This is a genomic window from Streptomyces sp. WAC03905 (assembly GCF_057371075.1).
In genome coordinates this window covers 5,518,623-5,541,703 of sequence record NZ_JBXYDZ010000003.1, presented here as the reverse complement: position 1 = coordinate 5,541,703, position 23,081 = coordinate 5,518,623, and the positions used below count along the sequence as shown (strand labels likewise).

The 23,081-nt window shown below is 71.3% G+C and carries 16 protein-coding genes; 5 read left to right on the top strand and 11 right to left on the bottom strand.

Annotated features, from left to right (window positions below; genetic code table 11):
* The first annotated feature begins 58 nt into the window (after positions 1-58).
* Positions 59-595, top strand: coding sequence for a GNAT family N-acetyltransferase (locus AC2RP6_RS27540; protein ID WP_486448628.1), 537 nt, complete (start codon positions 59-61; stop codon positions 593-595).
* Here the strand turns inward: AC2RP6_RS27540 and pulA are convergent.
* From pulA to AC2RP6_RS27505, 7 genes are all read right to left on the bottom strand, one after another.
* The gene (pulA, locus tag AC2RP6_RS27535; RefSeq protein ID WP_486448627.1) at positions 582-5,924 is read right to left on the bottom strand and encodes a pullulanase-type alpha-1,6-glucosidase; all 5,343 of its coding nucleotides are present in this window, start codon (positions 5,922-5,924) and stop codon (positions 582-584) included. The two genes, AC2RP6_RS27540 and pulA, sit on opposite strands and share 14 nt — an antisense overlap.
* A 99-nt stretch (positions 5,925-6,023) precedes the next feature.
* The gene (locus tag AC2RP6_RS27530) at positions 6,024-7,742 is read right to left on the bottom strand and encodes a carbohydrate-binding module family 20 domain-containing protein (RefSeq protein ID WP_486448626.1); all 1,719 of its coding nucleotides are present in this window, start codon (positions 7,740-7,742) and stop codon (positions 6,024-6,026) included.
* A 1,831-nt stretch (positions 7,743-9,573) separates the two neighbouring features.
* Positions 9,574-10,590, bottom strand: coding sequence for a LacI family DNA-binding transcriptional regulator (locus AC2RP6_RS27525; protein WP_486448625.1), 1,017 nt, complete (start codon positions 10,588-10,590; stop codon positions 9,574-9,576).
* Complete coding sequence (locus AC2RP6_RS27520; RefSeq protein WP_486448624.1) at positions 10,575-12,164, bottom strand: glycoside hydrolase family 13 protein; 1,590 nt, start codon at positions 12,162-12,164, stop codon at positions 10,575-10,577. Before AC2RP6_RS27520 ends, AC2RP6_RS27525 begins: the two co-directional genes overlap by 16 nt.
* A 51-nt stretch (positions 12,165-12,215) precedes the next feature.
* Entirely contained in the window at positions 12,216-13,058 is an 843-nt protein-coding gene (locus tag AC2RP6_RS27515; protein ID WP_356812154.1) for a sugar ABC transporter permease, read from the bottom strand.
* A gap of 2 nt (positions 13,059-13,060) precedes the next feature.
* Complete coding sequence (locus AC2RP6_RS27510) at positions 13,061-14,107, bottom strand: carbohydrate ABC transporter permease (RefSeq protein ID WP_356812153.1); 1,047 nt, start codon at positions 14,105-14,107, stop codon at positions 13,061-13,063.
* 7 nt (positions 14,108-14,114) lie between these two features.
* Entirely contained in the window at positions 14,115-15,386 is a 1,272-nt protein-coding gene (locus AC2RP6_RS27505) for an extracellular solute-binding protein (RefSeq protein WP_486448623.1), read from the bottom strand.
* 222 nt (positions 15,387-15,608) lie between these two features.
* Here AC2RP6_RS27505 and AC2RP6_RS27500 point away from each other — a divergent pair, with 222 nt between their 5' ends.
* From AC2RP6_RS27500 to AC2RP6_RS27490, 3 genes are all read left to right on the top strand, one after another.
* Positions 15,609-18,104, top strand: a complete 2,496-nt coding sequence (locus AC2RP6_RS27500; protein WP_486448622.1) for an alpha-amylase family glycosyl hydrolase — start codon at positions 15,609-15,611, stop codon at positions 18,102-18,104.
* Positions 18,105-18,130: 26 nt separating this feature from the next.
* Positions 18,131-19,171, top strand: coding sequence for a LacI family DNA-binding transcriptional regulator (locus tag AC2RP6_RS27495; RefSeq protein ID WP_486448621.1), 1,041 nt, complete (start codon positions 18,131-18,133; stop codon positions 19,169-19,171).
* Between the two features lie 74 nt (positions 19,172-19,245).
* A complete protein-coding gene (locus AC2RP6_RS27490) occupies positions 19,246-20,139 on the top strand; it encodes a phosphatase PAP2 family protein (protein WP_486448620.1) in 894 nt (297 codons plus the stop codon).
* Here the strand turns inward: AC2RP6_RS27490 and AC2RP6_RS27485 are convergent.
* Genes AC2RP6_RS27485 through AC2RP6_RS27470 form a run of 4 tightly spaced genes read right to left on the bottom strand, consistent with a single transcriptional unit; the run spans position 20,136 to position 22,364 of the window.
* Positions 20,136-20,654, bottom strand: a complete 519-nt coding sequence (locus AC2RP6_RS27485) for a GNAT family N-acetyltransferase (protein WP_486448619.1) — start codon at positions 20,652-20,654, stop codon at positions 20,136-20,138. The genes AC2RP6_RS27490 and AC2RP6_RS27485 overlap by 4 nt on opposite strands.
* Positions 20,651-21,262, bottom strand: coding sequence for a hypothetical protein (locus tag AC2RP6_RS27480; RefSeq protein WP_486448618.1), 612 nt, complete (start codon positions 21,260-21,262; stop codon positions 20,651-20,653). Before AC2RP6_RS27480 ends, AC2RP6_RS27485 begins: the two co-directional genes overlap by 4 nt.
* Positions 21,259-21,519 carry a DUF397 domain-containing protein gene (locus AC2RP6_RS27475; protein WP_486448617.1) on the bottom strand — a complete coding sequence of 87 codons (261 nt, stop codon included), beginning with the start codon at positions 21,517-21,519 and terminating at the stop codon, positions 21,259-21,261. Before AC2RP6_RS27475 ends, AC2RP6_RS27480 begins: the two co-directional genes overlap by 4 nt.
* A complete protein-coding gene (locus AC2RP6_RS27470) occupies positions 21,516-22,364 on the bottom strand; it encodes a helix-turn-helix domain-containing protein (RefSeq protein ID WP_486448616.1) in 849 nt (282 codons plus the stop codon). Before AC2RP6_RS27470 ends, AC2RP6_RS27475 begins: the two co-directional genes overlap by 4 nt.
* A gap of 110 nt (positions 22,365-22,474) precedes the next feature.
* On the opposite strand from AC2RP6_RS27470, the gene AC2RP6_RS27465 reads away from it, so the two are divergent.
* Positions 22,475-22,939 carry an ATP-binding protein gene (locus tag AC2RP6_RS27465; protein ID WP_486448615.1) on the top strand — a complete coding sequence of 155 codons (465 nt, stop codon included), beginning with the start codon at positions 22,475-22,477 and terminating at the stop codon, positions 22,937-22,939.
* Positions 22,940-23,081 lie beyond the last annotated feature (142 nt).

Here is a 23,081-nt window from a genome sequence, read left to right as displayed (position 1 = left end):
GCGCACATACCGCGCACTCCCTTGATCACCACCGGTGGTGATCACCGATAATGCCCGCGTGATCATTGACGACGGGATCTTGTTCCGGCCGGCCGTGGAGAAGGACGCCGGCACGCTGGTGCGGCTGTACGACGAGGCCGCCCGCTGGATGGTGAAGCACGGGATCGAACAGTGGAAGCCCGGCGACAAGGACGCCGCGCACTTCCGGTCGAAGATGCACGACGGAGAGGTGTGGCTCGCCGGGGACGCCGACGGGCGGGTGTGCGGGGCCTACGAGTTGTGGTGGTCCGACGAGGAGGCCTGGGGGATCCAGCCGCCGGTCGCGGGCTACGTGCACCGGCTGATGGTCTCGCGCGAGACCGCTCCCGCCGGAGCCGGACGCCGGCTGCTCGAACACGCCGAGCGGCGGACGGCCAGGACCGGGCGGGAGCGGGCGCGGCTGGACTGCGTCTCCACCAACCCCCGGCTGCTCGCGTACTACGTGGACGCGGGCTACCGGGTGGTCGGCGAGCTCCCCGACAAGCGGGGCAAGGACGGCAGGGTCTACGGGGTGATCCTGCTGGAGAAGCGGCTCGACCGGCTCACCGTCGTGTGAAGACGGCCACGGTGCGCGCCGGGACGGTGAACTCTCCTGTCGTGACGTCGTAGGCGGACTGCTTGACGGTGGCGTCGGAGCCCGCGGCCTGCACCGGGTGCAGCCGGTGGGCGGTGCCCGCGAGGGCGGTGACGCGCTGCGGCTGGGCGGTGGGGGTGGCGTTGAAGACCACCACGAGGTCGCCCAGGGCCATGGTGATGACGCCCGGCGTCTCCTCCCGGCCCGAGAGCGGGAACGCCAGCCGGGACTGGACGGCCTGCGCCGTGCCGAGGGCGAAATCCGGCTCGGTGGTGCGGATCTTCAGCAGGTCGCGGTGGGCGGCGGCCGTGGCGCCGATGTCGGTGCAGGTGGGCGCCGGTCCCGTCAGCAGCGGCTTCGCGTAGGGCCACTTCGGGGCGTTGTCGGCGGCCGGGGGCAGGCCGCGGCCGAAGCCGTTGCCGGCGCGGCAGTCCCACTGGATGGCGTTGAACCAGTCGCCGCTGTCGTAGGAGTTGCGGTCGAGGGACTTGGAGCGCAGCAGGTCCGTGCCGGCCTGGGACAGGGACGGGCCCTGGGAGAGGGTGGCCGTCGCCATGGCCAGGACCTGCATGCGCGCCCTGTCGGCGTTGGCGGTGGCGGGTGGGAGCTTGAAGGTCAGGGCGTCGGCGAGGGTCTCGTTGTCGTGGGCGTCCGCGTAGGCGAGGGCGTCGCCGGGGGCGGCCGCGTAGCCGGCCGGGGCGCCGTTGTAGTCGACCTCGGAGCCCTTGACGCGGCGCCCGGAGGTGTCGGTGAAGGCGTACGAGGCGAGGTTGCCGGAGAGGCCGACCTTGATCAGGTCCTGGGCGTGCAGGAGGCGGGCCTTCTGCTGCTCGGGGGTGCCGTTGGCGGGCGAGCCGTTCGGGGCGGTGAACAGGCCCGAGGCGAAGCCCTGGACGCGCGGGTCCTCGTCGAAGGGGCCGCCGCCGCGGACCGCGTCGCGCGCCCGGTCGGAGAAGGTGGCGATGCCCGTCCCGGCCATGTTCTTCTGCGTGGCCTGCACGAAGCGGGCGTCGTCGGCGATCTCGCCGAAGTTCCAGCCCTCCCCGTAGAGGACGATCTTCTTGCCGTCGACGCCGTCCTTGGCGGGCGTCAGGGCGTCCAGTGCGGCGCGGACGGCCAGGATGTTGGCCTTCGGGTGGTGGCCCATCAGGTCGAAGCGGAAGCCGTCGACCTTGTACTCCTTCGCCCAGGTGACGATCGAGTCGACGACCAGGCGGCCCATCATGGCGTTCTCGGGAGCGGTGTTCGCGCAGCAGGTGGAGGTGGCGACGCTGCCGTCGGCCAGCAGGCGCTGGTAGTAGCCGGGAACGATGCGGTCGAGGACCGACTTGTCCGACTGCCCGGCGGCGACGGTGTGGTTGTAGACGACGTCCATCACCGTGCGCAGCCCGGCCCCGTTCAGGGACTGGACCATCCTGCGGAACTCCACGGTACGGGCGGTGCCGTTCGGGTCGCTGGCGTAGCTGCCCTCGGGAACGGTGTAGTGCAGCGGGTCGTAGCCCCAGTTGTAGGAGTCCTTCGCCGCGGCGGCCGCCACGCACGCCTGCTGCTCCTGCGAGTCCGGCGCGTACACCGTGAGGTCGCAGGCGGGCTCGGTGCGGTCGGCGGCCTTCTCCGGGATGGTGCCGATGTCGAAGGCGGGCAGGAGGTGGACGTAGGAGGTGCCGGCGGCGGCCAGGTCGCGCAGGTGGCGCATGCCCGCCGAGGAGGTGTCGGTGAAGGCCAGGTACTGGCCGGGGTGGCCGCTGGTGCGGTCCGCGACGGAGAAGTCGCGGATGTGGAGCTCCTGGATCTGCGCGGAGGTGAACGGCACCGCCGCGGGCTTGCGCAGGGACTTCCAGCCGGGCGGGGCCAGCTTCGGGTCGGCGAGGTCGACGGCCAGGCTGTGGGTGGAGTCGGCGGTCAGGGCGGTGGAGTAGGGGTCGGTGACCAGGTTGCGGACGACCTGGCGGGCACTGGGGGCCCACACTGTCACCGCGAAGCGGTACGGCTTGCCGGTCCAGGAGCGCTCGCCGCGCACCGACCAGACGCCGGTGGCGTCGTCGCGGCGCATGGCGACGGTGCGGCCGTCGAGTTCGAGGGAGACCTGCTGGGCGGTGGGCGCCCAGACGGACAGGGTGGGGCGGCCGTCCTTGAAGACCGGGCCGAGGGCGGCGGTCGTCGCGTACAGGTCGTCGAGGACGCCGGCGAGCTGGACGCCGGTCGCGGCGAGGACGGCGCCGTTCGCGGCGCGGGCCGACGCGACGAGCTGGCCGCGCAGGGCCTCCCGTACGCGGTCACGGTCGCGGGGGTCGACGCGGAACGCGGTGGAGGCGGCCAGGTGCGGGAACTTCTGCTTCTGAGCGGCGGTCAGCTCGGTGCGGCCCAGCCGCAGCCACTGGGCCGGGCCGGTCAGGGCGCCGTTCTCCGCCTTCACGGCGCCTTCGCGGGAAGCGAGGAGCTGGACGGAGGCGGCGGCCGCGGGGGCGTTCCAGGCGACGGTGTCGCGGTCGATCCAGACGGCCTGGGACTTGGTGAGGTCGAGGGCGGCGGCGGAGCCGGCGGGCTGCGGCAGGAGGTACTTCTCCTGGCCGCCCAGCATCCACACCTCGTGGCCGGTGGCCTTCAGGTCCAGCGACTGGTCGGTGGGCAGGTCCTTCTCGTCGCCCTTGTGCAGGATGTAGCTGAGGCTGGTCGCGCCGGCGGCGAGGGGGACCTCGTAGACCGCGCCGAAGGAGTCGGTACGGGCCGGCGGCAGCGGCTTGGACCAGTCGGTCGGGGTCGCGGCCCCGGTCCACACGTGCAGGCCCCAGCCGTCGTAGGCGCCGTCGGGGCGCTGGTGGTGCAGGACCGCCTTGCCCTGGTCCTGCGGCGGGTAGGGCGGGCGGTCGGTGCGGGCGGGCTCCTTGCCCTGCTCGAGCCAGACCTCGCCGGTCTTCGTCACGTCGATGGTGCGGTCGGCGGCGACGTCCTTGTTGCCGTCCTTGTCGATGACGAGGTAACCGACCGAGGAGGCACCGGGCTTGAGCTTGACGTACGCGAAGGCTCCGTAGGCGTCGCGGCCGGTGAAAGCGTGGCCGGCCGGCCACGGCGTGGCCTCGCCCTCGGCGATGTCGCCCCAGGCGTACAGCCGCCAGTCGGTGTAGTCGCCGTCGGGGCGGTTGTAGTGGACGACCGCGTAGTCGCGCTGGGTGGCGGTGGGCACCTCTACGGGCGGGGCCTGGCCGGCGACGGACGCGGCGAGGGCGCTCGCGGTGCGGCCGGCGGAGTCGACGACGACGGCCTTGTAGCGCAGCGGGGTACCGGCCGGCGCGGTGACGTGCTGGGTGACCTTGTAGGGGGCGTGGTCGGCGGAGCCGAGGACCTGCCACGGGTCGTTGCCGGTCTGCGCGGCGAAGACGACCCGGTTCAGGCCGCCGCCGCTGACGTCGGCGGACAGCTCGACGGTGCCGGCGGCGCCGGGAGCCGGGGCCTTGAGGGTCAGGGCGGGCTTGGCGGTGGGCGCGGCGAGCGGCTTGACGGCCTGGAGGACCACCGAGCCGAGGGCGGGGACGACGACGGTGAGCCTGCCCGCGGCGGAGGCGCGGATCAGGGCGGTGCCGCCGTACAGGGTGCGGTACTGGGCGCCGGCCGGGGCGTCGATCTCGACGGTGCGGGACTCGGCGCCGTTGTTCGCGGCGACCAGGTACTCGGTACGGGTGCGGGCGTCGGTGCGGGCGAAGGCGTACACGCCGCCGTCGGAGAAGCGTTCGCTCTGGATGCCGTCGCGCAACGCCGGGTGGGCCTTGGTCAGCTTCGAGAGAGCACTGATCTCCTTGTAGAGGGGGTGCTCCGGATCGTAGGCATCGCTCGCGTGCGTGCGCGCCGTTCCGAGCTGGTCGTCGTCCAGGTAGTCGGCGGTCTTCGAGGCGAACAGCGGCTGGCGCGCGTCCTTGTCGCCGCCCGCGCCGGTGTAGCCCTGCTCGTCACCGGAGTAGATCACCGGGTTGCCGCGGGAGAGGAACATCAGCTCGTTGGCGAGACGGTAGCGGGCCAGCAGCTCCTGCTCGCCGGCGTCCGGCCGGTCCTGCTTCAGGAAGGAACCGAAGCGGCCCATGTCGTGGTTGCCGAGGAAGGTCACCTGCTCGTAGGCGTTCGCCCTGCCCGAGGTGTAGCGGTAGTCGTCGGCGAGGACGGAGCCCAGCCGGGAGGCACCCGCGCCCTGGGAGGCGTACGCGCGGATCGCGTCCTGGAGCGGGAAGTCCAGGGTGGCGTCCAGACGGCCGCGCGTCACGTACGGGGAGGTGACGGCGGTGTCGGCGGAGTAGACCTCGCCGAACATGAAGAAGTCGTCGCGGCCGCGCTTCGCCGCGTACGCGTCGAGGGCGGTCGCCCACTGGGTCCAGAACTCCGTGTTGACGTGCTTGACCGTGTCGATGCGGAAGCCGTCGATCCGGAAGTCCTTGACCCACTTCTCGTAGATCTTCTCCATGCCGCTGACGACCTCGGGGCGCTCGGTCCACAGGTCGTCGAGGCCGAAGAAGTCGCCCTGCTCGGATGACTCGCCGGCGAAGGTGGAGTCACCCCGGTTGTGGTACATCGTCGGGTCGTTGAGCCAGCCGGGCACCTTGAGGTTCTTCTTCGCGTCCGGCACGAACGGGGTCCTGGGGAAGGACTCCCCGTCGACCTTCGGGAACTTCTTCTTCCCGTCGGCGTAGTCCTTGTCGTCGAAGGGGGCGCCGTCCTTCGTCAGATAGGGGAACGCCCCCTTCGACAGGTAGGAGTAGGAGGCCTCCCGGTAGTCCACGACGTCGGCGGTGTGGTTGGTGATGACGTCGAAGAAGACCTTCATCCCCTTCGCGTGGGCCTTGTCGATCAGCCGTTCCAGGTCCGCGTTGGTCCCGAAGTGCGGGTCGACCTGGGTGAAGTCGGTGATCCAGTAGCCGTGGTAGCCGGCGGAGACGTCGTCGCCCTTGCCCTGTACCGGCTGGTTCTTGAAGATCGGCGCCATCCAGATGGCCGTGGTGCCGAGCCCCTTGATGTAGTCGAGCCGGTCGGTGAGCCCCTTGAGGTCGCCGCCCTGGTAGAAGCCCTTGTCGGTGGGGTCCAGGCCGGTCTCCAGGCGGGAGCCGGTCAGTCCGCCGCGGTCGTTGCGCGGGTCACCGTTGGCGAACCGGTCCGGGAGCACGAAGTAGAACTGCTCGCGGGTCAGGTCGTGACGGGCCGGCTCGGCGGCCAGTTTCGCGTCCGAGGGCGGGGCGGGCGCCTTGGCCTCGGCGGCCGCGGCGGGGAGGGCGGGCAGGAGCGTCACGGCCAGGGCGGCGGCGAGCACTCCTGCGGCAGGGCGTATCAAGGCGGGTCTCCTTGTGTACGTGTCGCATGGATGAGGGCCGCCCGGGTGGAGGCGGGGCAGGTGCTGCCGGGCGGCCCTGGTCGGTGGGGCGGGCGGCGGTCAGCTGCGCCAGGTGTCGCTCAGCGTGACCTTGCCGCTCGCGGGGACGGTGGCCGTCCGGTTGGCGCCGCTCTCCCAGGTGACGTTCCCGGAGGCGTCCTTGCGGACGTACTTGTACGCGAAGGACGTGCCGGCCGGGAGCGTGACGTCGAGCTTCCACACGGGATAGGCGGCCGGGTCCAGCTTGAGCGCGGCGCCGGTGTTCCAGCCGCCCAGCTCGGCGCGGTCCCCGGTGACGTAGATGTTCTGGCCCGGCACGGTGGTGGCGTTGACGGCGAACGCGGCGCCGCCGGGGCCCGCCGGGGTACCGGCGCAGGTACGGGCGTCGACGTGCAGGGCGAGGGCGGTCCCGGCGCCGAGCGTCGCGGTGAACCGGCCGTCGGAGCCGACGGTGACGGTGCGCCCGCTCTGCACGTCGCAGTAGGCGCCGGCGGGGAGCGAGGTCTGGAAGGTCCGGGTCAGGGCCGAGGTCTCGTGGTTGATCGCGACGTACGCCTTGGAGCCGCGGCCGAAGGCGATCTGGTCGCCGCCGTTGTCCCACCAGTTGCCGACGGCCTGCCCGCGGGCCGCGTTGCGGAAGCCGACCATGGAGGAGATCTCCCGCCAGGCGTGCTGGCACTTCCATCCGTCGGAGTAGCAGGCGTTGACCGTGCCGCCGTTCGGCGGGCCGGCGTCCTTGTCGGTCCACTCGTAGCCGGAGTGCACGTCGGGGGAGCCGTACGGCCAGGCCAGCGCGAAGACACTGGCGAGGGTGTAGGCGGAGCCGTCCTTGTAGGTCAGCGTGTCGCCGACCCGCTCGGTGTCGTGGTTGTCGACGAAGACGCCGCTCCGGGCGGAGGGCATGTAGCCCCAGGCCTCGCCGAAGTTCTTCAGGAAGGCGAGGTTCTCGTTCTGGAAGACGCGCTTGAGGTCGCGGGCGTAGCGGAACTCCTGCACGTCCCCGTTGCCCAGGTACTCGCTCGGCGAGACGGCCTCTCCGGCCCCGTGGATGGCCTCCTGCTTCCAGTAGACGCCGGGATTGGTCAGCCGGGACTTGATGTTGGCGAGGTCGGCGGCGGGCATGTGCTTGGCGGCGTCGATGCGGAAGCCGTCGACGCCCAGCGACAGCAGGTCGTTGAGGTATCCGGCGATGCGGCCCCGTACGTAGTCCTCGCCGGTGTCCAGGTCCGCGAGCTGCACGAGCTCGCAGTTCTGGACGTTGCCGCGGTCCTGGTAGTCGGAGATCGTCGCCCGGCAGTCGTCCAGGTCCGAACCGGAGTAGATCCCGGGGTAGTTGTACTTCGAGTACGAACTCCCGCCCGTCCCGGTGAGGGTGGCGTTCGCGTCCGCCGGGCCCGCCATGTGGTTGACGACCGAGTCGACGACGACCTTCACGCCCGCGGCGTGACAGGTGTCGACCATGGCCTTGAAGGCCGTACGGTCACCCAGCCGGCCGGCGATCTTGTAGCTGACGGGCTGGTAGGAGGTCCACCACTGGCTCCCCTGCACGTGCTCCTGCGGGGGCGAGACCTGGACGTAGCCGTAACCGGCGGGGCCGAGGCTGTCGGTGCAGGCCCTGGCCACGGAGTCGAAGCGCCACTCGAACAGGACGGCGGTGACGTCCTTCTCACCGGGAGGCGCGGCGGCGGCCGGCGGCGCGGAGGCGGTGAGCGCGGCAGCGGCGACGAGCGCGGAGGCGGTACTGAAAAGAGTTGCAGCTCTGACGGCTCTGGCAGGCATGCGGGGTCCTCCTGGGGGGAGAGGTGGGGATTGGAGCGACCGTAGGTGCCAGGTAGGAGCGCTGCAAGACTTTGCGCAAGAGATTGCAGAATTGTTTCCGAGGCGTATCCTCCCGTCCCCCCGCCCCGACTACGGCCCCCCGGGGGCGAGTTCGGGGGGGGCGGGGGGCGGCGGGTGCGGGGCGGGGCGGGGGCTTCGGGAAGGGACGGGATCCACTCGGCCGGCATCAGAGATGTCCTGGGGTTTCCCGTCAGTCCCATCGTCTTCCGTGTCGGGCCGGCCCCTCAAGGGCGCTCCCTACGGTCGCGTCGCTACGCGATGGCCTTCGGCCACCCTTGACCGTCCGTCCCGCCACGGAAAATTCGAGGACTGCCAGGAAGCCCCCAGAAGAACGGGCCGGGCGTTCCGTTCCAGGGACGGGCACCTCAGCGACGCGAGCCGGTGGTCGGGGTGCGCCTCAGATCGCTACGCGCTCCTGCCAGGCGGCGTCCGCGAGCCTCTGGGGCTGGGCATAGGCCGCCATCGATCGCTACGCGCTCCCGCGAGACGGCGTCCGCGAGCCTCTGGGGCTGGGCATAGGCCGCCATCTGTCGCGCACGGTTCCCGCTCACGCGGCTGCGATCCGTCCGAGGCCGGGCACACAGCCGCCACCCATCGCTACACGCTCCTGCCTGGTGGCGTCTGCGAGCCCCAAGGGCTGGACACAAGCCGCCGTCGATCGCGTCGCACGCTCTCGATCACACGTCTCCAGTTCGTCCGGGGCAGGTCGCAAGCCGCAGAAACCTTCCACCGCCCCGCGCAGACGGCGTCCGCCCCTCCCACGGGGTGGAAAAGCGCCAGACGACGGCAGGAGCGATCCCAATCCATGTGTGCGTGGGTGGCCGCACCGAAAAGCCGCCGATATGCCCCAATCGCACCTGTCTGCACCGGCGGATGGGATCCCACCATCCCCTTGTCCGGGGTTGGCATCGGCTGAGCCGATGGATCCCCCCCTGCCCCCGATTTCGCCCCTCCCGGCGACGAACAAGCGTCGGACGCCTTCCGGGAGGGGCGATGGAAAGTTTCTGCGGCCCGCGGCCAGCCCCGGACGAACTGCAGACGCGTGATCGGGAAAGCCGGGCCGTAGTGGGCGGCCTCTACGCGTCCCACGGGAGCGCCTAGCGATCGATGGCGGCCTCCGTCCGGCCCCAGACGGACCGCAGACGCGTGATCGAGGAGCGCGTAGCGATCGATGGCGGTTCATGCCCCACCACAGGGGCTCGCCGACGCCGTCTTCGAGGAGCGCGGAGCGATCGGTGGCGGCCTATGTCCAGCCCACGACATCTGCGGGCGCCGTCCCACAGGAGCGCGTAGCGATGGGTGGCGGCTTATGCCCAGCCCACGGGGCCTGCGGACGCCGTCCTCGAGGAGCGCGTAGCGATGTGGGGCGCACCCCGGACACCGGCTCGCATCGCTGAGGTGCCCGTCCCTGGAACGGAACGCCCGGCCCGTTCTTCTGGGGGCTTCCTGGCAGTCCTCGGATTTTCCGTGGCGGGACGGGCGGTCAAGGGTGGAGCGCAGCGACATCGCGTAGCGACGCGACCGCAGGGAGCGCCCTTGAGGGGCCGGCCCGACACGGAAGACGATGGGACTGACGGGAAACCCCAGGACATCCCTGATACCGCCCGGCGCGGACCCTGCTCCTCGAAGCCCCCGCCGACGCATACCGATCCCGCCCACACGGACCCCGCCCCCCGAAGCCCCCGCTCCGCAGGCCACCGGCCCCGCCGTGATCCCGCCCCTCCCGAAGCCTCCGCCCCGCCGGGATCCCAGCCCCCCGGAGCCCCCGCCCCTACTCCGGGACCTGGCCCGTCGACCCGCGGACCACCAGCTCCGGCTGGAAGACGTACTCCGTGCGCTGGACCGGGGTCCCCGAGACCGCCTCCAGGAGGGCGCCGACCGCCGCCGTCGCCATCGCCCGTACCGGCTGGCGGACCGTGGTCAGCGGCGGGTCCGTGAAGGCGATCAGCGGCGAGTCGTCGAAGCCGACCACGGACACGTCCTGCGGCACCCGCAGGCCGCGCTCGCGCGCGGCTCTTATGACCCCGAGCGCCATGGGGTCGCTGCCGCACACGATGCCCGTGCACCCGCGGTCGAGGAGGGCGCCGCCCGCGGCGTGCCCGCCCTCGACCGTGAAGAGGGTGCGCTGGATCCGCCCCTCGGCCTCCGCGTCCGGGACGACGGACCGGAAGCCCTGCTCCTTGCGGGCCGACGGCACGTAGCGGGTCGGGCCGATGGCCAGGCCGATCCGTTCGTGCCCGAGGTCCTGCAGGTGCCGTACGGCCATCTCGGCGGCCGCCCGGTCGTCCGGGGAGATGAAGGGGGCGTTCACGTGCTCGTTGAAGCCGTTGATCATCACGAACGGCAGCCCGCGTGCGGCGAGCCGCTGGTAGCGGGCGGGATCGGCGTGGGCGTCCGCGTGCAGCCCCGACAGGAAGACGATGCCGGTGACGCCCCGCTCCTCCAGCTGCTCCACCAGCTCGTCCTCGGTGGCCCCGCCCGGGGTCTGCGTGCACAGCACGGGCGTGTAGCCGTGTCCGGCCAGAGCCTGTTCGATGACCTGGGCGAACGCCGGGAAGATCGGGTTGGTCAGCTCGGGGATGAGCAGTCCGACCAGGCCGTTGCTGCGGCGCTTGAGCCGCACGGGCCGCTCGTAGCCGAGCAGGTCCATCGCGGCCAGCACCTTGTGCCGGGTGCCGGCCGCGACGCCCGCCTTGCCGTTGAGCACGCGGCTGACCGTCGCCTCGCTGACCTGGGCCTGCGCAGCGATGTCGGTCAGCCGCAGCGCGGAGGTCACCCCTGCCACCACACCGTGGTGTCGGCGGGCAGGACGTCGGGGTCGGCGAGCTCACCGCTGGTGAGCAGGACGGTGCCCGGCGCGGGCAGGGCCACCGGCTCGCCGGTGGTGTTCGCGGTGCAGACGAAGTCCCCGCGGCGGAAGGCGAGGACGCCCTCGGGCGCGGGCAGCCACTCGACGGCGTCGCCGGCGCCGAGCTGCGGGTGGGCGCGGCGCACCTGGAGGGCCGAGCGGTACAGCTCCAGGGTGGAGGCCGGGTCGCCGGTCTGCGCCTCGACGCTCAGGCCGGCCCATTCGGCGGGCTGGGGCAGCCAGCTGCCGCCGGTGCCGAAGCCGTAGGGGGCCTGGTCGCCGGACCACGGGAGGGGGACGCGGCAGCCGTCGCGCAGCCCGTCCTGGCCGTTCTCCTTGAAGAAGGAGGGGTCCTGGCGGACCTCGTCGGGCAGGTCGGTGACCTCGGGCAGACCGAGTTCCTCGCCCTGGTAGACGTACGCGGATCCGGGGAGGGCCAGCATCAGCAGGGCGGCGGCGCGGGCGCGGTCCAGGCTGCCGAAGCGGGTGCGGTGGCGGACGACGTCGTGGTTGGAGAGCACCCAGGTGGTGGGCGCGCCGACGGTCCGCATCGAGTCGAGGGACTCGTCGATGGTGGCGCGCAGGGCCGGGGCGTCCCAGCCCGTGGTCAGGTAGTGGAAGTTGAAGGCCTGGTGGAGCTCGTCGGGCCGCAGGTAGAGGGCGGTGCGGTCGGCGCTGGGGGTCCAGGCCTCGGCGACGCCGATGCGGTCGCCGGCGTACTCGTCGAGGACCTTGCGCCAGGTGCGGTAGATCTCGTGGACGCCGTCCTGGTCGAAGAACGGCAGGACCTGGTTGCCGAGGAGCTTGAGCTGCTCGTCGCGGCCTAGGTCGGGCAGGCCGGGGGCCTTGACGAGGCCGTGGGCGACGTCGATGCGGAAGCCGTCGACGCCGAGGTCCAGCCAGAACCGCAGGACGGATCGGAATTCGTCCTGGACGGCGGGGTGCTCCCAGTTGAAGTCGGGCTGCTCGGGGGCGAAGAGGTGCAGGTACCACTCGCCGTCGCCGACGCGGGTCCAGGCGGGGCCGCCGAAGATGGACTCCCAGTCGTTGGGCGGGAGTTCGCCGTTCTCGCCCTGGCCGGGGCGGAAGTGGAAGCGCTCGCGCAGCGGGCTGCCGGGGCCTTCGCGGAGTGCCTGCTTGAACCATTCGTGCTGGTCGGAGCAGTGGTTGGGGACGAGGTCGACGATGATGCGCAGGCCGAGTGCGTGGGCTTCGCGGATCACGGCGTCGGCGTCGTGCAGGGTGCCGAACATGGGGTCGATCGCCCGGTAGTCGGCGACGTCGTAGCCCGCGTCGGCCTGCGGTGAGGCGTAGAAGGGGCTGAGCCAGACGGCGTCGACGCCGAGGTCCTTGAGGTAGGGCAGGCGGCTGCGGATGCCTTCGAGGTCCCCCATGCCGTCTCCGTTGGAGTCGGCGAAGCTGCGCGGATAGACCTGGTAGATCACCGCGTCTCTCCACCAGCCGGGCAGGGTGCCGGTGGTGGTGGGAAGTGCGTCGGCGAGGTGCTGGGTCATGTCGTCCTTGAGGAGGTCGGGCCGGGAGGTGGAACGGGCGGGCTCGGGTGGTCAGCCCTTGGTGGCGCCTGCCGTCATCCCGGCGACGAGGTGACGCTGGGCGAATACGAAGAAGATCGCCGCGGGGATGGCGATGAGGACCGAGGCGGCGCTCATGGCACCCCAGTTGGAGGTGTACTGGGTGACGAAGGTCTGCAGTCCGCCGGCCAGGGTGAGGTTCTCGTCGCCGACCATGAAGGCGGAGGCGTAGGCGACCTCGCCCCAGGCGGTGATGAAGGCGTAAAAGCCGGTGACGGCGAGGCCGGGCTTGGCGAGCGGGAGGATCAGCCGCCAGAAGGTGCCGAAGGGGTTGAGTCCGTCGACGCGGCCCGATTCGTCGATCTCGACGGGGATGGTGTCGAAGAAGCCCTTCATCATCCATGCGCAGAACGGCACGGCGATGGTGAGGTAGGTGATGATCAGGCCGACGGGCTGGTTGAGCAGCCCGAGCTGTCCCATCAGGTTGTAGAGCGGGACGATCAGGATGGCCATGGGAAACATCTGCGTGATGAGCAGGGTCCACATGAGGGGCTTCATGCCGGGGAACTTGAAGCGGCTGACCGCGTATCCGGTGGTGGCGGCGATGAAGACACCGAGGACGGTGGTGACGCCGGCGACCAGGACGGAGTTGAGGAACCAGTCGAGGAAGTGGCTCGACTCCAGCAGGTACTCGTAGTTGCTGAGGGTGGGTTCCTTGACGAAGTCCGTGGTGATCGCGTGCTGCGCGGGCTTGAGCGAGGTCAGCAGGATCCACAGGACCGGGAAGACGGCGATGACCGACGCGACGACGAGCGTGGCGTGGAGGCCGACGGAGGCGAGCGGGGAGCGGCTGCCCCGGGTACGCGTGCTGGTCATGGTCACCACACCTCTCCCTGCTTGCGCAGCGAGCGCCGGTAGACCAGCGCGAAGATCATGAGCAGCAGGAGGATCAGGACGCCCCACGTCGCGGAGACGGCGAAGTCGCGCGGGCTCGTGATGAAGGCCTCCCGGAAGGCCTGGGTCACCAGGATCTCGGTGGAGTCTCCCGGTCCGCCGCGGGTGAGCAGGAAGATCACCGGGAACATGTTGAAGGTCCAGATGGTGGAGAGCAGGATCACGGTCATGCTCACCGCGCGCAGTCCGGGCAGGGTGATGTGCCGGAAGCGCTGCCAGGCGCTGGCGCCGTCCATCTCGGCGGCCTCGTAGAGCTCGCCGGGGATGGACTGCAGGCCGCCGAGGAGGGCGACCATCATGAAGGGGATGCCCAGCCAGACGTTGACGGCGATGACCGAGAACTTGGCCCAGGTCGGGTCGTCGAGCCACGGCACTGCGGCGATGCCGCCGCCGTCGAGGACCTTGTTGAGGATGCCGTTGTCGCGGTTGAAGAGGAACCGCCAGGCGAATACGGAGACGAAGCCGGGCACGGCCCAGGGCAGGATGAGCGCCATGCGGTAGGCGGCGCGGCCCCGGAACTGCCGGTTCAGCATGTTGGCGAGGGTCAGTCCGAGCACGAACGTGATGGACACGCACGCGACGGTCCAGACCACCGTCCACACCAGCCGCTGCAGGAACACCGGGTCGCCGAGCACCGCCGTGTAGTTGTCGAGTCCGATGAACTCGTACGTGGCGTCGATGTGGCGGGCGCCGATGTCACGGGCGACGTTGCGCTCGTTGGCGTCGGTCAGCGACAGGTAGATGCCGCGCACCAGCGGCCAGCCGATGATCACGCCGAGGACGAGCACCACCGGGGCGACCATGGCCCAGGCGTACCAGTGGGTGGCGAGGGCGCGCCTCAGGCCACCGGTGTTGCGTGTGTTGCCTGTGTTCCCGCTGTCAGTCCAGCGGCTCCGGCCGCGGACGGCGGAGTCGTTCCCGACTCCGTCGTCCGCGGCCTTCACCACCGACTGGCTGGTGTCAGCAGCCATCGTTTCGTTACTTCCAGCCCTTGAGGATCTTGCGGAACTCGATGCCGGCCGCCTTGGCCGCGTCCTCCGGGCTCGACGCCCCGGTGATCGCCTTGGTGTATTCGACCTTCAGCGGCTCGAAGAGGGAGCCGTTCTCCGGGATCCAGGCGCGCTCGACGGCCTTGTCCACGGCCGGCTTGAAGAACTGGACCATCTCGCTGCTCTTGACGTCCGGCTGCTCGTAGGCGGCGGTACGGGTGGGCAGCAGGCTCAGCTCCTTGGCGGACTGGACCTGGACCTCCTGGGAGGTCATGTACTCGACGAAGGCGTGGGCGGCGGCGCGGTTCTTCGAGCCGGCGTAGACGCCGAGGTCGTGGCCGCCCTGCGGGGCGCCGGCCTTGGCCGAGCCGGCCGGGACGGCGGCGACGCCGAGGTTGGCCTTGTCCTTGAACTGGTCGCCGGCGTAGGTGTCGGCGACGGCCCACGGACCGTTGATCATCATGGCGGCCTCGCCGGTCTTGAAGGCCGTCTGCATGTTGGCGTAACCGTCGGTGGCGTTGGTGACGGCCGCACCGGAGGCGACGAGGTCGCGGGCGGTCTTGAAGGCCTTGACGCCCGCTTCGTTGTCGACGGTGACCGTCTTGTTCTTCGCGTCGACGAGGTCGCCGCCCTCGCCGTAGATCAGCGGGAGGAACCAGTAGGAGTCGTCACCGCGCAGGTAGAGGCCGGCCTTGCCGGTCTTCGCCTTGATGGCGGCGGCGGCCGTCTTGACCTCTTCCAGCGTCTTGGGGGGCTGGACGCCGGCGTCGGCGAGCATCTTCTTGTTGTAGAAGAGGCCGAGGGTGTCGATGACCTGCGGCACGGCGTAGGTCTTGCCCTCGTACTTGCCGCTGGCCGCGGCCTGCGGCAGGAACTCGCTGTCGACCTTCTTCGCCATGTCCGCCGGGACCTCGTCGAGGTAGCCGAGGGACGCGAAGTCGGCGACCCAGCCGACGTCGGCGCGGATCACGTCAGGCGCGTCGGAACCGCTGCTGAAGGCGTTCTTGACCTTGTTCTGCGCGTCGCCGTACGGGACGTTGACGTACTTGACGGTGACCTTCGGGTGCTTCGCGGTGAACGCCTCGGCGATCTTCTGGAAGCTGGCCTTCTCGGCATCGTTCGCGGTGTCCCACCACGTGACCGTGCCGGAAAGCTCGCCGCCGGCGTCGGTCCCGCCGTCGCCCTTGTCGTCACCGCCGCAAGCCGTCGCCGCGAGCGCCAGGGCCGCGACCAGCGCGGTGGCCGCTATGCCACGCCGCATATGAACTCCTTCGATGATCCCGGCCGCGCCCTCGCGGTCCCGAGTTGCCAGGAACGTAACAAGACTGAAAGAGGACCGAAAGGCCTTGCGCAAACTTTCTGCAAGCGGAGGCGATCGTTACATCCGTGTGTCCGTACGGTGTCCGCGGCTTGCTGTTAGTTCGAGTCACCTTCGACTGCCCGGGCCCGCAACCAGGGGGGTAGTCGCCGCGTTGACCCCGATATGACCCACGAGTCGACGGCCGTCGGCCTTGCAAGCGCTTACAGCAACGCGACGACCGCGCGCGGTGACTGGTGGCGCGATGCCGTCATCTACCAGGTGTACGTACGCTCCTTCGCCGACAGCGACGGCGACGGGATCGGCGACCTGCGCGGCGTCCGCTCCCGCCTCCCCCACCTCGCCCGCCTCGGGGTCGACGCCGTGTGGCTGACCCCGTTCTACGTCTCGCCGCAGGCGGACGGCGGCTACGACGTCGCCGACTACCGGGCCGTCGACCCGCTCTTCGGCGAGCTGGCCGACGCCGAGGAGCTCGTCCGCTCCGCCCACGAGCTGGGGCTGCGGGTCATCGTGGACGTGGTGCCGAACCACACCTCCGAGCAGCACCCGTGGTTCCGGGCCGCGCTCGCCGGCGAGCCGGGGGCGCGGGGGCGCTACCTCTTCCGCCCCGGGCGGGGCGCCGACGGCGGCCTCCCGCCGAACGACTGGGAGTCGATCTTCGGCGGCCCGGCGTGGACCCGGGTACCGGACGGCGAGTGGTACCTGCACCTCTTCGCCCCCGAGCAGCCGGACCTGGACTGGACCCACCCGGACGTTCCGGCGGAGTTCGAGTCCGTCCTGCGCTTCTGGCTCGACCTCGGCGTCGACGGCTTCCGCATCGACGTCGCCCACGGCATGGTCAAGGCCGACGGCCTGCCGGACATCGGCCGCGGCGCCCAGGCCACGCTGATCGGCAGCGAGCCGCTGCCGTTCTTCGACCAGGACGGGGTGCACGAGATCCACCGCGCGTGGCGGCGGCTGCTCGACTCCTACGGGGGCCGGCGCATCGGGGTCGCCGAGGCGTGGGCCCCGTCCTCGGAACGGCTCGCCCTGTACGTCCGCCCGGACGAACTCCACCAGGCCTTCAACTTCCGCTTCCTGAACTGCCCGTGGGACCCGGGGGCGATGCGGACGGTGATCGACGAGTCCCTGGCCGCCACGACGGGCGTGGGCGCCCCCACCACCTGGGTCCTGTCGAACCACGACGTGGTCCGCCACGTCACGCGCTACGGCGGCGGTGCGCAGGGCCTCGCCCGGGCCCGCGCCGCGGCCATGCTGATGCTGTCCCTGCCGGGCTCGGCGTACCTCTACCAGGGCGAGGAACTGGGCCTGCCGGAGGTCACCGCCCTCCCCCCGGAGTCCCGCCAGGACCCCGCCTTCCGCCGCGGCCGGCGCGAGCAGATCCCCGTGGGCGCGCCCACCCCCGGCATCATCGCCCCACGCCACGGCGAACCGCCCGCCCGGCAGGCGCCCGCCCCCACTCGGCCGCAGGCCGAACCCGGCACCGGGCCCGTGCCGGAGGCGCGGGGGCAGGAGCAGGAGCCCGGGCCGGCGGCCCAGGCGTGCTGCGGGCCGCGGGCGCCGGGAGCCTGCCGGACGGAGGCCGCGCCCGGGCCCACGCCCGAACCCCCCACCGCGCCGCAACCGCCAGGAGCCGGCCGTGCGCACCCCGGCAGCGGGCCCGAGGCGGAGGCCGACAGCGGGTCCGAGGCGCAGCCCGACAGCGGGACCGGGGTACAGCCCGGCAGCAGGCTTGAGCCGGAGCCCGGCAGCGGGCCCCAGGCGGAATTCGGGTCCGGGCCGCAGCCCGGCTGTGGGCCGGGGGCGCAGCCCGAGAGCGGGCCCGGGGCACAGCCCGGGAGGGGGTCCGTGCCGGAGCCCGGTAGCGGGTCCGGGGCGGAAGCCCGGGTGTGCTGCGGGACCCAGGTCGAAACGGGGCTCGGGCCGGAGCACGATCTGCCGACCGCACCGCAGGCGCAGGAAGCCGGCCGGGCGCAGCCCGGCAGCGGGACCGGGGCACAGCCCGGGAGCGGGACCGGGGCACAGCCCGGGAGCGGGACCGGGGCACAGCCCGGGAGGGGGTCCGGGCCGCAGCCCGGCAGCGGGCCCGAGGCGGAATTGGATTCCGGGCCGCAGCCCGGCAGTGGGTCCGGGGCGGAGGCCGGGAGGGGGTCCGGGGCGGAGGCCGGGAGCGGGCACGGGCCGGAGCCCGATCTGCCGACCGCGCCGGAGGCGGAGGGGCAGGACGGGCTGCGCGACGGCTGCCGCGTCCCGCTGCCCTGGTCCGGGGCGGAGCCCCCGTACGGCTTCGGGCCCGCCGGCAGCTGGCTGCCGCAGCCCCCCGAGTGGGCCGGCCTGAGCGTCGCCGCCCAGACCGGCGACCCCCACTCCACGCTGGAGCTCTACCGCGCCGCCCTGGAACTGCGCCGGGCCATGCCCGGCCTCGGCGCACCCGAAGCGGCCGGCCCGTCCCCGGACCACCCCTGCGGGATGCGCTGGCTCACGGCCCCCGACGGAGTCCTCCTCTTCACCCGCCCCGGCTTCGCCTGCACCCTCAACACCCGCCCCGAGCCCGTCGAGCTGCCCGCGCCCGGTCGCCCCGTACTCTCCAGCGCCCCCGTCGAGACCGACGGCCGCACCGTCCGTCTTCCCCCGGATTCGTGCACGTGGTGGGCATTTTGACGTGGCGGCCGGTACAGTCCAATCCCGTGACCGCACGGCTAGCCGACATCGCAGCCCAGGCGGGGGTCAGCGAAGCCACAGTCAGCCGCGTGCTCAACGGCAAGCCCGGTGTGGCCGCGGGCACCCGCGAATCCGTGCTGGCCGCGCTCGACGTCCTCGGATACGAACGTCCCGTGCGGCTGCGCCAGCGCAGCGCCGGCCTCGTCGGTCTCATCACGCCGGAGCTGGACAACCCCATCTTCCCGGCGCTCGCCCAGGTCATCGGCCAGGCCCTGACCCGCCAGGGGTACACGCCGGTGCTGGCCACGCAGACCCCCGGCGGGTCCACCGAGGACGAGCTGACCGAGATGCTCGTCGACCGCGGGGTCTCCGGGATCATCTTCGTCTCCGGCCTGCACGCCGACACCACGGCCGATATGGGCCGTTATGACCAACTCCGCGGCCAGGGCGTCCCCTACGTCCTCATCAACGGCTTCTCCGACAAGGTGCAGGCCCCCTTCGTCTCCCCCGACGACAGGGCCGCGATGCACCTCGCCGTCACCCACCTCGCCGCCCTCGGCCACACCCGGATCGGCCTGGCGGTCGGACCGAAGCGGTTCGTGCCGGTCCTGCGCAAGATCGAGGGCTTCCGCGCCGGGATGCAGGAGCGGCTCGGGCTCGGCGAGGCGGAGACCGAGGAACTGATCCAGCACTCCCTCTACTCCCTCGAAGGCGGCCAGGCCGCCGCGTCCGCGCTGATCTCGCGCGGCTGCACGGCCGTGGTGTGCGCGAGCGACATGATGGCGCTCGGCGCCATCCGGGCGGCCCGCCAGCAGGGACTGCGGGTCCCGCAGGACGTTTCCGTCGTCGGTTTCGACGACTCCCCGCTCATAGCGTTCACCGACCCCCCGCTGACCACCATCCGCCAGCCCGTGCAGGCGATGGGGCAGGCGGCGGTGCGGACCCTGCTGGAGGAGATCGGCGGTACGCCCGCCCCGCACAGTGAATTCGTGTTCCTGCCGGAACTGGTCGTGCGCGGCTCCACGGCCTCGGGCCCCGGCCAGCGGCGCGCCCCGTCTCGTACCTGAGGGGGACCGGCTGCGCCGAAGACCGTCCCGAGGGATGATCGGAGGCGAGAGCTCATCTGGCAGACTCTCTCCCCATGGGTGAATCGAGCGTGAAGACACTGGAAACCCGGACGGATGTCTCCTCACCCGTAGTGGTCGAGACCGAGACCCGCCCGGCGTCCGAGCGCGCCCCGCTGTCCCGGCTGCGTGTCCCGCGGCGGCCGCGGATCTGGTTCGAGATCGTACTGATCGCGGTCAGCTACTGGACCTACTCGCTGATCCGCAACGCGGTGCCCGAGCAGAAGTCGATCGCCCTCGCGAACGCCGACTGGATCTGGAGCGTCGAGCGGACCCTCGGCATCGCCGTCGAGCAGTCGGTCAACCACGCCGTCAACTCCGTGACGTGGCTGATCGTCGGCATGAACTACTACTACGCCACGCTCCACTTCGTCGTGACCATCGGCGTCCTGGTGTGGATCTACCGCTTCCACCCCGGCCGGTACGCCGCCACGCGCCTGGTCCTCTTCGCCACCACCGGCGTCGCCCTCGTCGGCTACTACTTCTACCCGCTCGCGCCGCCCCGGCTGATGAACGGGCAGGACTTCATCGACACCGTGCTGGTCCACCACACCTGGGGCTCGATGGCCTCCGGGAACCTCAAGCACATGTCGAACCAGTACGCTGCGATGCCCTCCATGCACATAGGGTGGTCGCTCTGGTGCGGCCTGACGATCTTCGCGGTCGCCTCGGCGCCCTGGGCCCGCATCCTGGGCCTGCTCTATCCGACGGCGACCCTCGTCGTCATCGTCGCCACCGCCAACCATTTCTGGCTGGACGCGGTGGGCGGCATGATCTGCCTGGCCTTCGGTTACACCGTCTCGCGCACCTGGTACGGCGCGATGCCGCACCGCCTGCCCCGCCACCCCGAGCACACGGGACCGCACCCCGCGGCGCAGATGCTGAACCGCTTCCGCACCCGCCGCTCCTAGAGGGTGTCCGTGGAGCTCGTGCGTTCGTACTCGACCTGTGTCAGCGGCCGCCCGTCGCCGAAGTCGTACGTGCGGGAGGCGCCGCTCTCGGTGAATCCGGCCTTCGTGTAGAACCGCCGGGACCGAGGGGTGTCGCGCAGCGTCCACAGGTGTGCACGGGTGAAACCGGCGCCGTGCAGGTCCTCCAGCGTCCCCGCCATGAGCGCGGCGGCGGCGCCGCTGCCCCAGCTGTCGGGGTGGCTGTAGAAGGAGAGGATCTCGGCGAGCCCCGGCCTGGTCGAGGAGGACGAGCGATGGACGGACAGGGCCACCGGACGCCCGTTCCCCTCGGCGATCAGGATCGTGGAGTCCGGCTCGGCGAGCCGTGCGTGCCAGCGGGTGCGCCTGCTCGCGATCCCGTCCGCGGCGAAGGCCGAATCGAAGAAAGGCGCGTACGCCGCCTCCCAGGCGGCGGCGTGGATCTCCCCGAGGACGTCCCCGTCGTACGGGCCCGCGCGGCGGATCGTGAACGTCATGCCCCCCACGTGTCGATCCCTTCCCAGGCGTCGGTGAGCGTACGGACCGCGAGCAGGACCGGTACGGCGGGCTCCGGGTCGCCGGTGATCGGCCAGTACGCGTACGCGGCGTAGATTCTCGTCCATGCTCCGGGCGGGCCGGTGGCGACCGCATGTCCGGCGGCGCCGGCTCCGCAGAGCGCGAGGACTTCGAGGGCGGTGGTGTTCCGTGGTGACCGTCGCTGCCGCCGGCGCAGCGCGGTCCTGTGAGCATTGACCTCGGTCAGCTCGGCCGGGGGCGGAGCGGTGGTGGCACGGTCCTCGGGGCGGGCGTACGGAAGCCCGCCGTGCTCGTCGAGGGCGTGCGGGGCGGGCAGGGCCCGCCGGCTCCCCGTGCCCGCGAGGGCGCGCACGCTCACGCGATGGCCGAAGGCACCTTGCTGTCGGCGCAGGTCCGTGGTGATCCGGTCGACGTGCCGGGTGATGGCCGGGCCCGCCTGGACCAGCACCCGCCCGGCGTCGCAGCCGGGCCCTTCAGGACACACCGCGTCGACCACGGCGTCCCAGCACCCCCGATCCGGGCGCTGCTGTCGCAGGACGGCCTCGACGGCTCGGGCCCCGCCGGTCACGCGGTGGCTGCGTGCGCCACGAACCCGGTCCAGGCGGCCGGGGCGACGGTCAGTCGCGCACCCTCGGGCCGCTTGGAGTCCCGCACGAGCACCGTCCCGGGGACGTGGGCGACCTCGACGCAGTTGGGGCCGTCGGCCGTGCTGTAGCTGCTCTTGGTCCAGGCGACCTCGATGCAGTTCGGGCCGTCATTGGTGCTGTAGCTGCTTTTGACCCATGCCAGTTCGGAGAGGTCAGCGGCCGACTGTTTGATGCTCATGTCTCCCCTAGTACCTTCTCGATGAACGTCAGCGATGCGCGAGGCGTGAGAGCCTGTGCCCGGATCATGCCATAGCGCATGTCCAGAATCTGGACCTCTTTGGGTTCCGTGATCAAGCGGCTGACCAGCTGAACTTCGTTGTGACCGACGGTCGTTCCGTCCCTGAGCCGCATGACCGTGAGGGACCCTGCAAGCCCAGCATGCTCCTCGACGAGGGTAGGCATCACCTGGATTTCCACGTTGCGCAACTGGCCGACATCCAGAAGGTGTTCCAGCTGGCGACGCATGACCATCTTGCCCCCGATGGGCCGCCGAAGGACAGCCTCGTCCTGCACCACCGTCAGCAGGGGAGCCAAATGCTGCCGGAGGATGTGCTGGCGTGCCTGCCTCGCCGCGACCAGACGCTCGGTGGCGTCTTCAGAGTAGACGGGACGCCGCACCGCATACAGCGCACGCGTGTACTCCTCGGTCTGGAGCAGGCCCGGCACCACACCGTTGTCGTAGGACCCGATCTCCACCGCCTCGGATTCCAGCTTGGCCAGATCCCGGACCTTTTTGGGATAGCGGGCCCTCTCGACATCCGCCTTCATGGCGGCGATTTTCCCGTCCGCCCCGAGGACCTCGTCCGCCTTGTCCAGGAACTCCGGGCGCGGAATACGGGCTCCTCGCTCGATCTTGTAGATCAGGTTCGCCCCATATCCCATCCGCTCACCGAACTTGGTTCGGTCAAAGCCCGCCGCCTCGCGCCACATCTTCAGCTGGCGTCCCACCGTGGCGATGACCGCCCCGGATTCGTCCTCCGGGTCGAGTTCCCAGCTCGACTCGTCGGCGCCGTCCGTGTTCACATCCGCCTCCCCTTGGACCGCGAGGACACCACGGGACCGCTCTGGACAGCCGTCGTACACAGCACCCTCAACTCTGTTCAGCGTACGCACGGACGGCCACGCTGAGTCACGTGAATCAGGAAATGTCCCTCGTCGCCACCCTCCCCTCCACCCCGCGCGGCGCCCGCGCCGCACGTGTGCTCACCGTGGCCCAACTCGCGGAGCGGAAGCTTCCGTTCGAGGACGCCGCACTGGTCGTCGCCGAACTGGCCGCGAACGCCGTGACCCACGGCCGGGTGCGCGGGCGGGACTTCCGGCTCGCGCTGCGCCTCGCGCCGGGGCCTACGCTGCGTATCGAAGTCTCGGACACTCGCCGGGAGTCCGGGCCGCCTTCGACCACCGGGGCGCCGGACGTCGGGGCGGAGTCGGGGAGAGGGCTGGTGCTGGTGTCCGCGCTCGCCGTGCGGTGGGGTACGGATCACGGGCCGGCACCGCTGAAGACGGTGTGGGCGGAAATCGACGTGGCGAGTCCGATTTCACCGGATCGAGCTTTCCACGACCCGGTGGATCGATATCCGGGGGCGCACGACGCCTAAAGACCAATAACCGGGGGGAAATGACCTTCCACACCTCCCCCTCCCCTCTCACCCGGTCGGGTGAATTACCCCAACCGGGCTGGCGCGGAGGGCAATTCGCCGTGCACCCTGACTCCCGACAACCCCATAAAACGCATTCGGC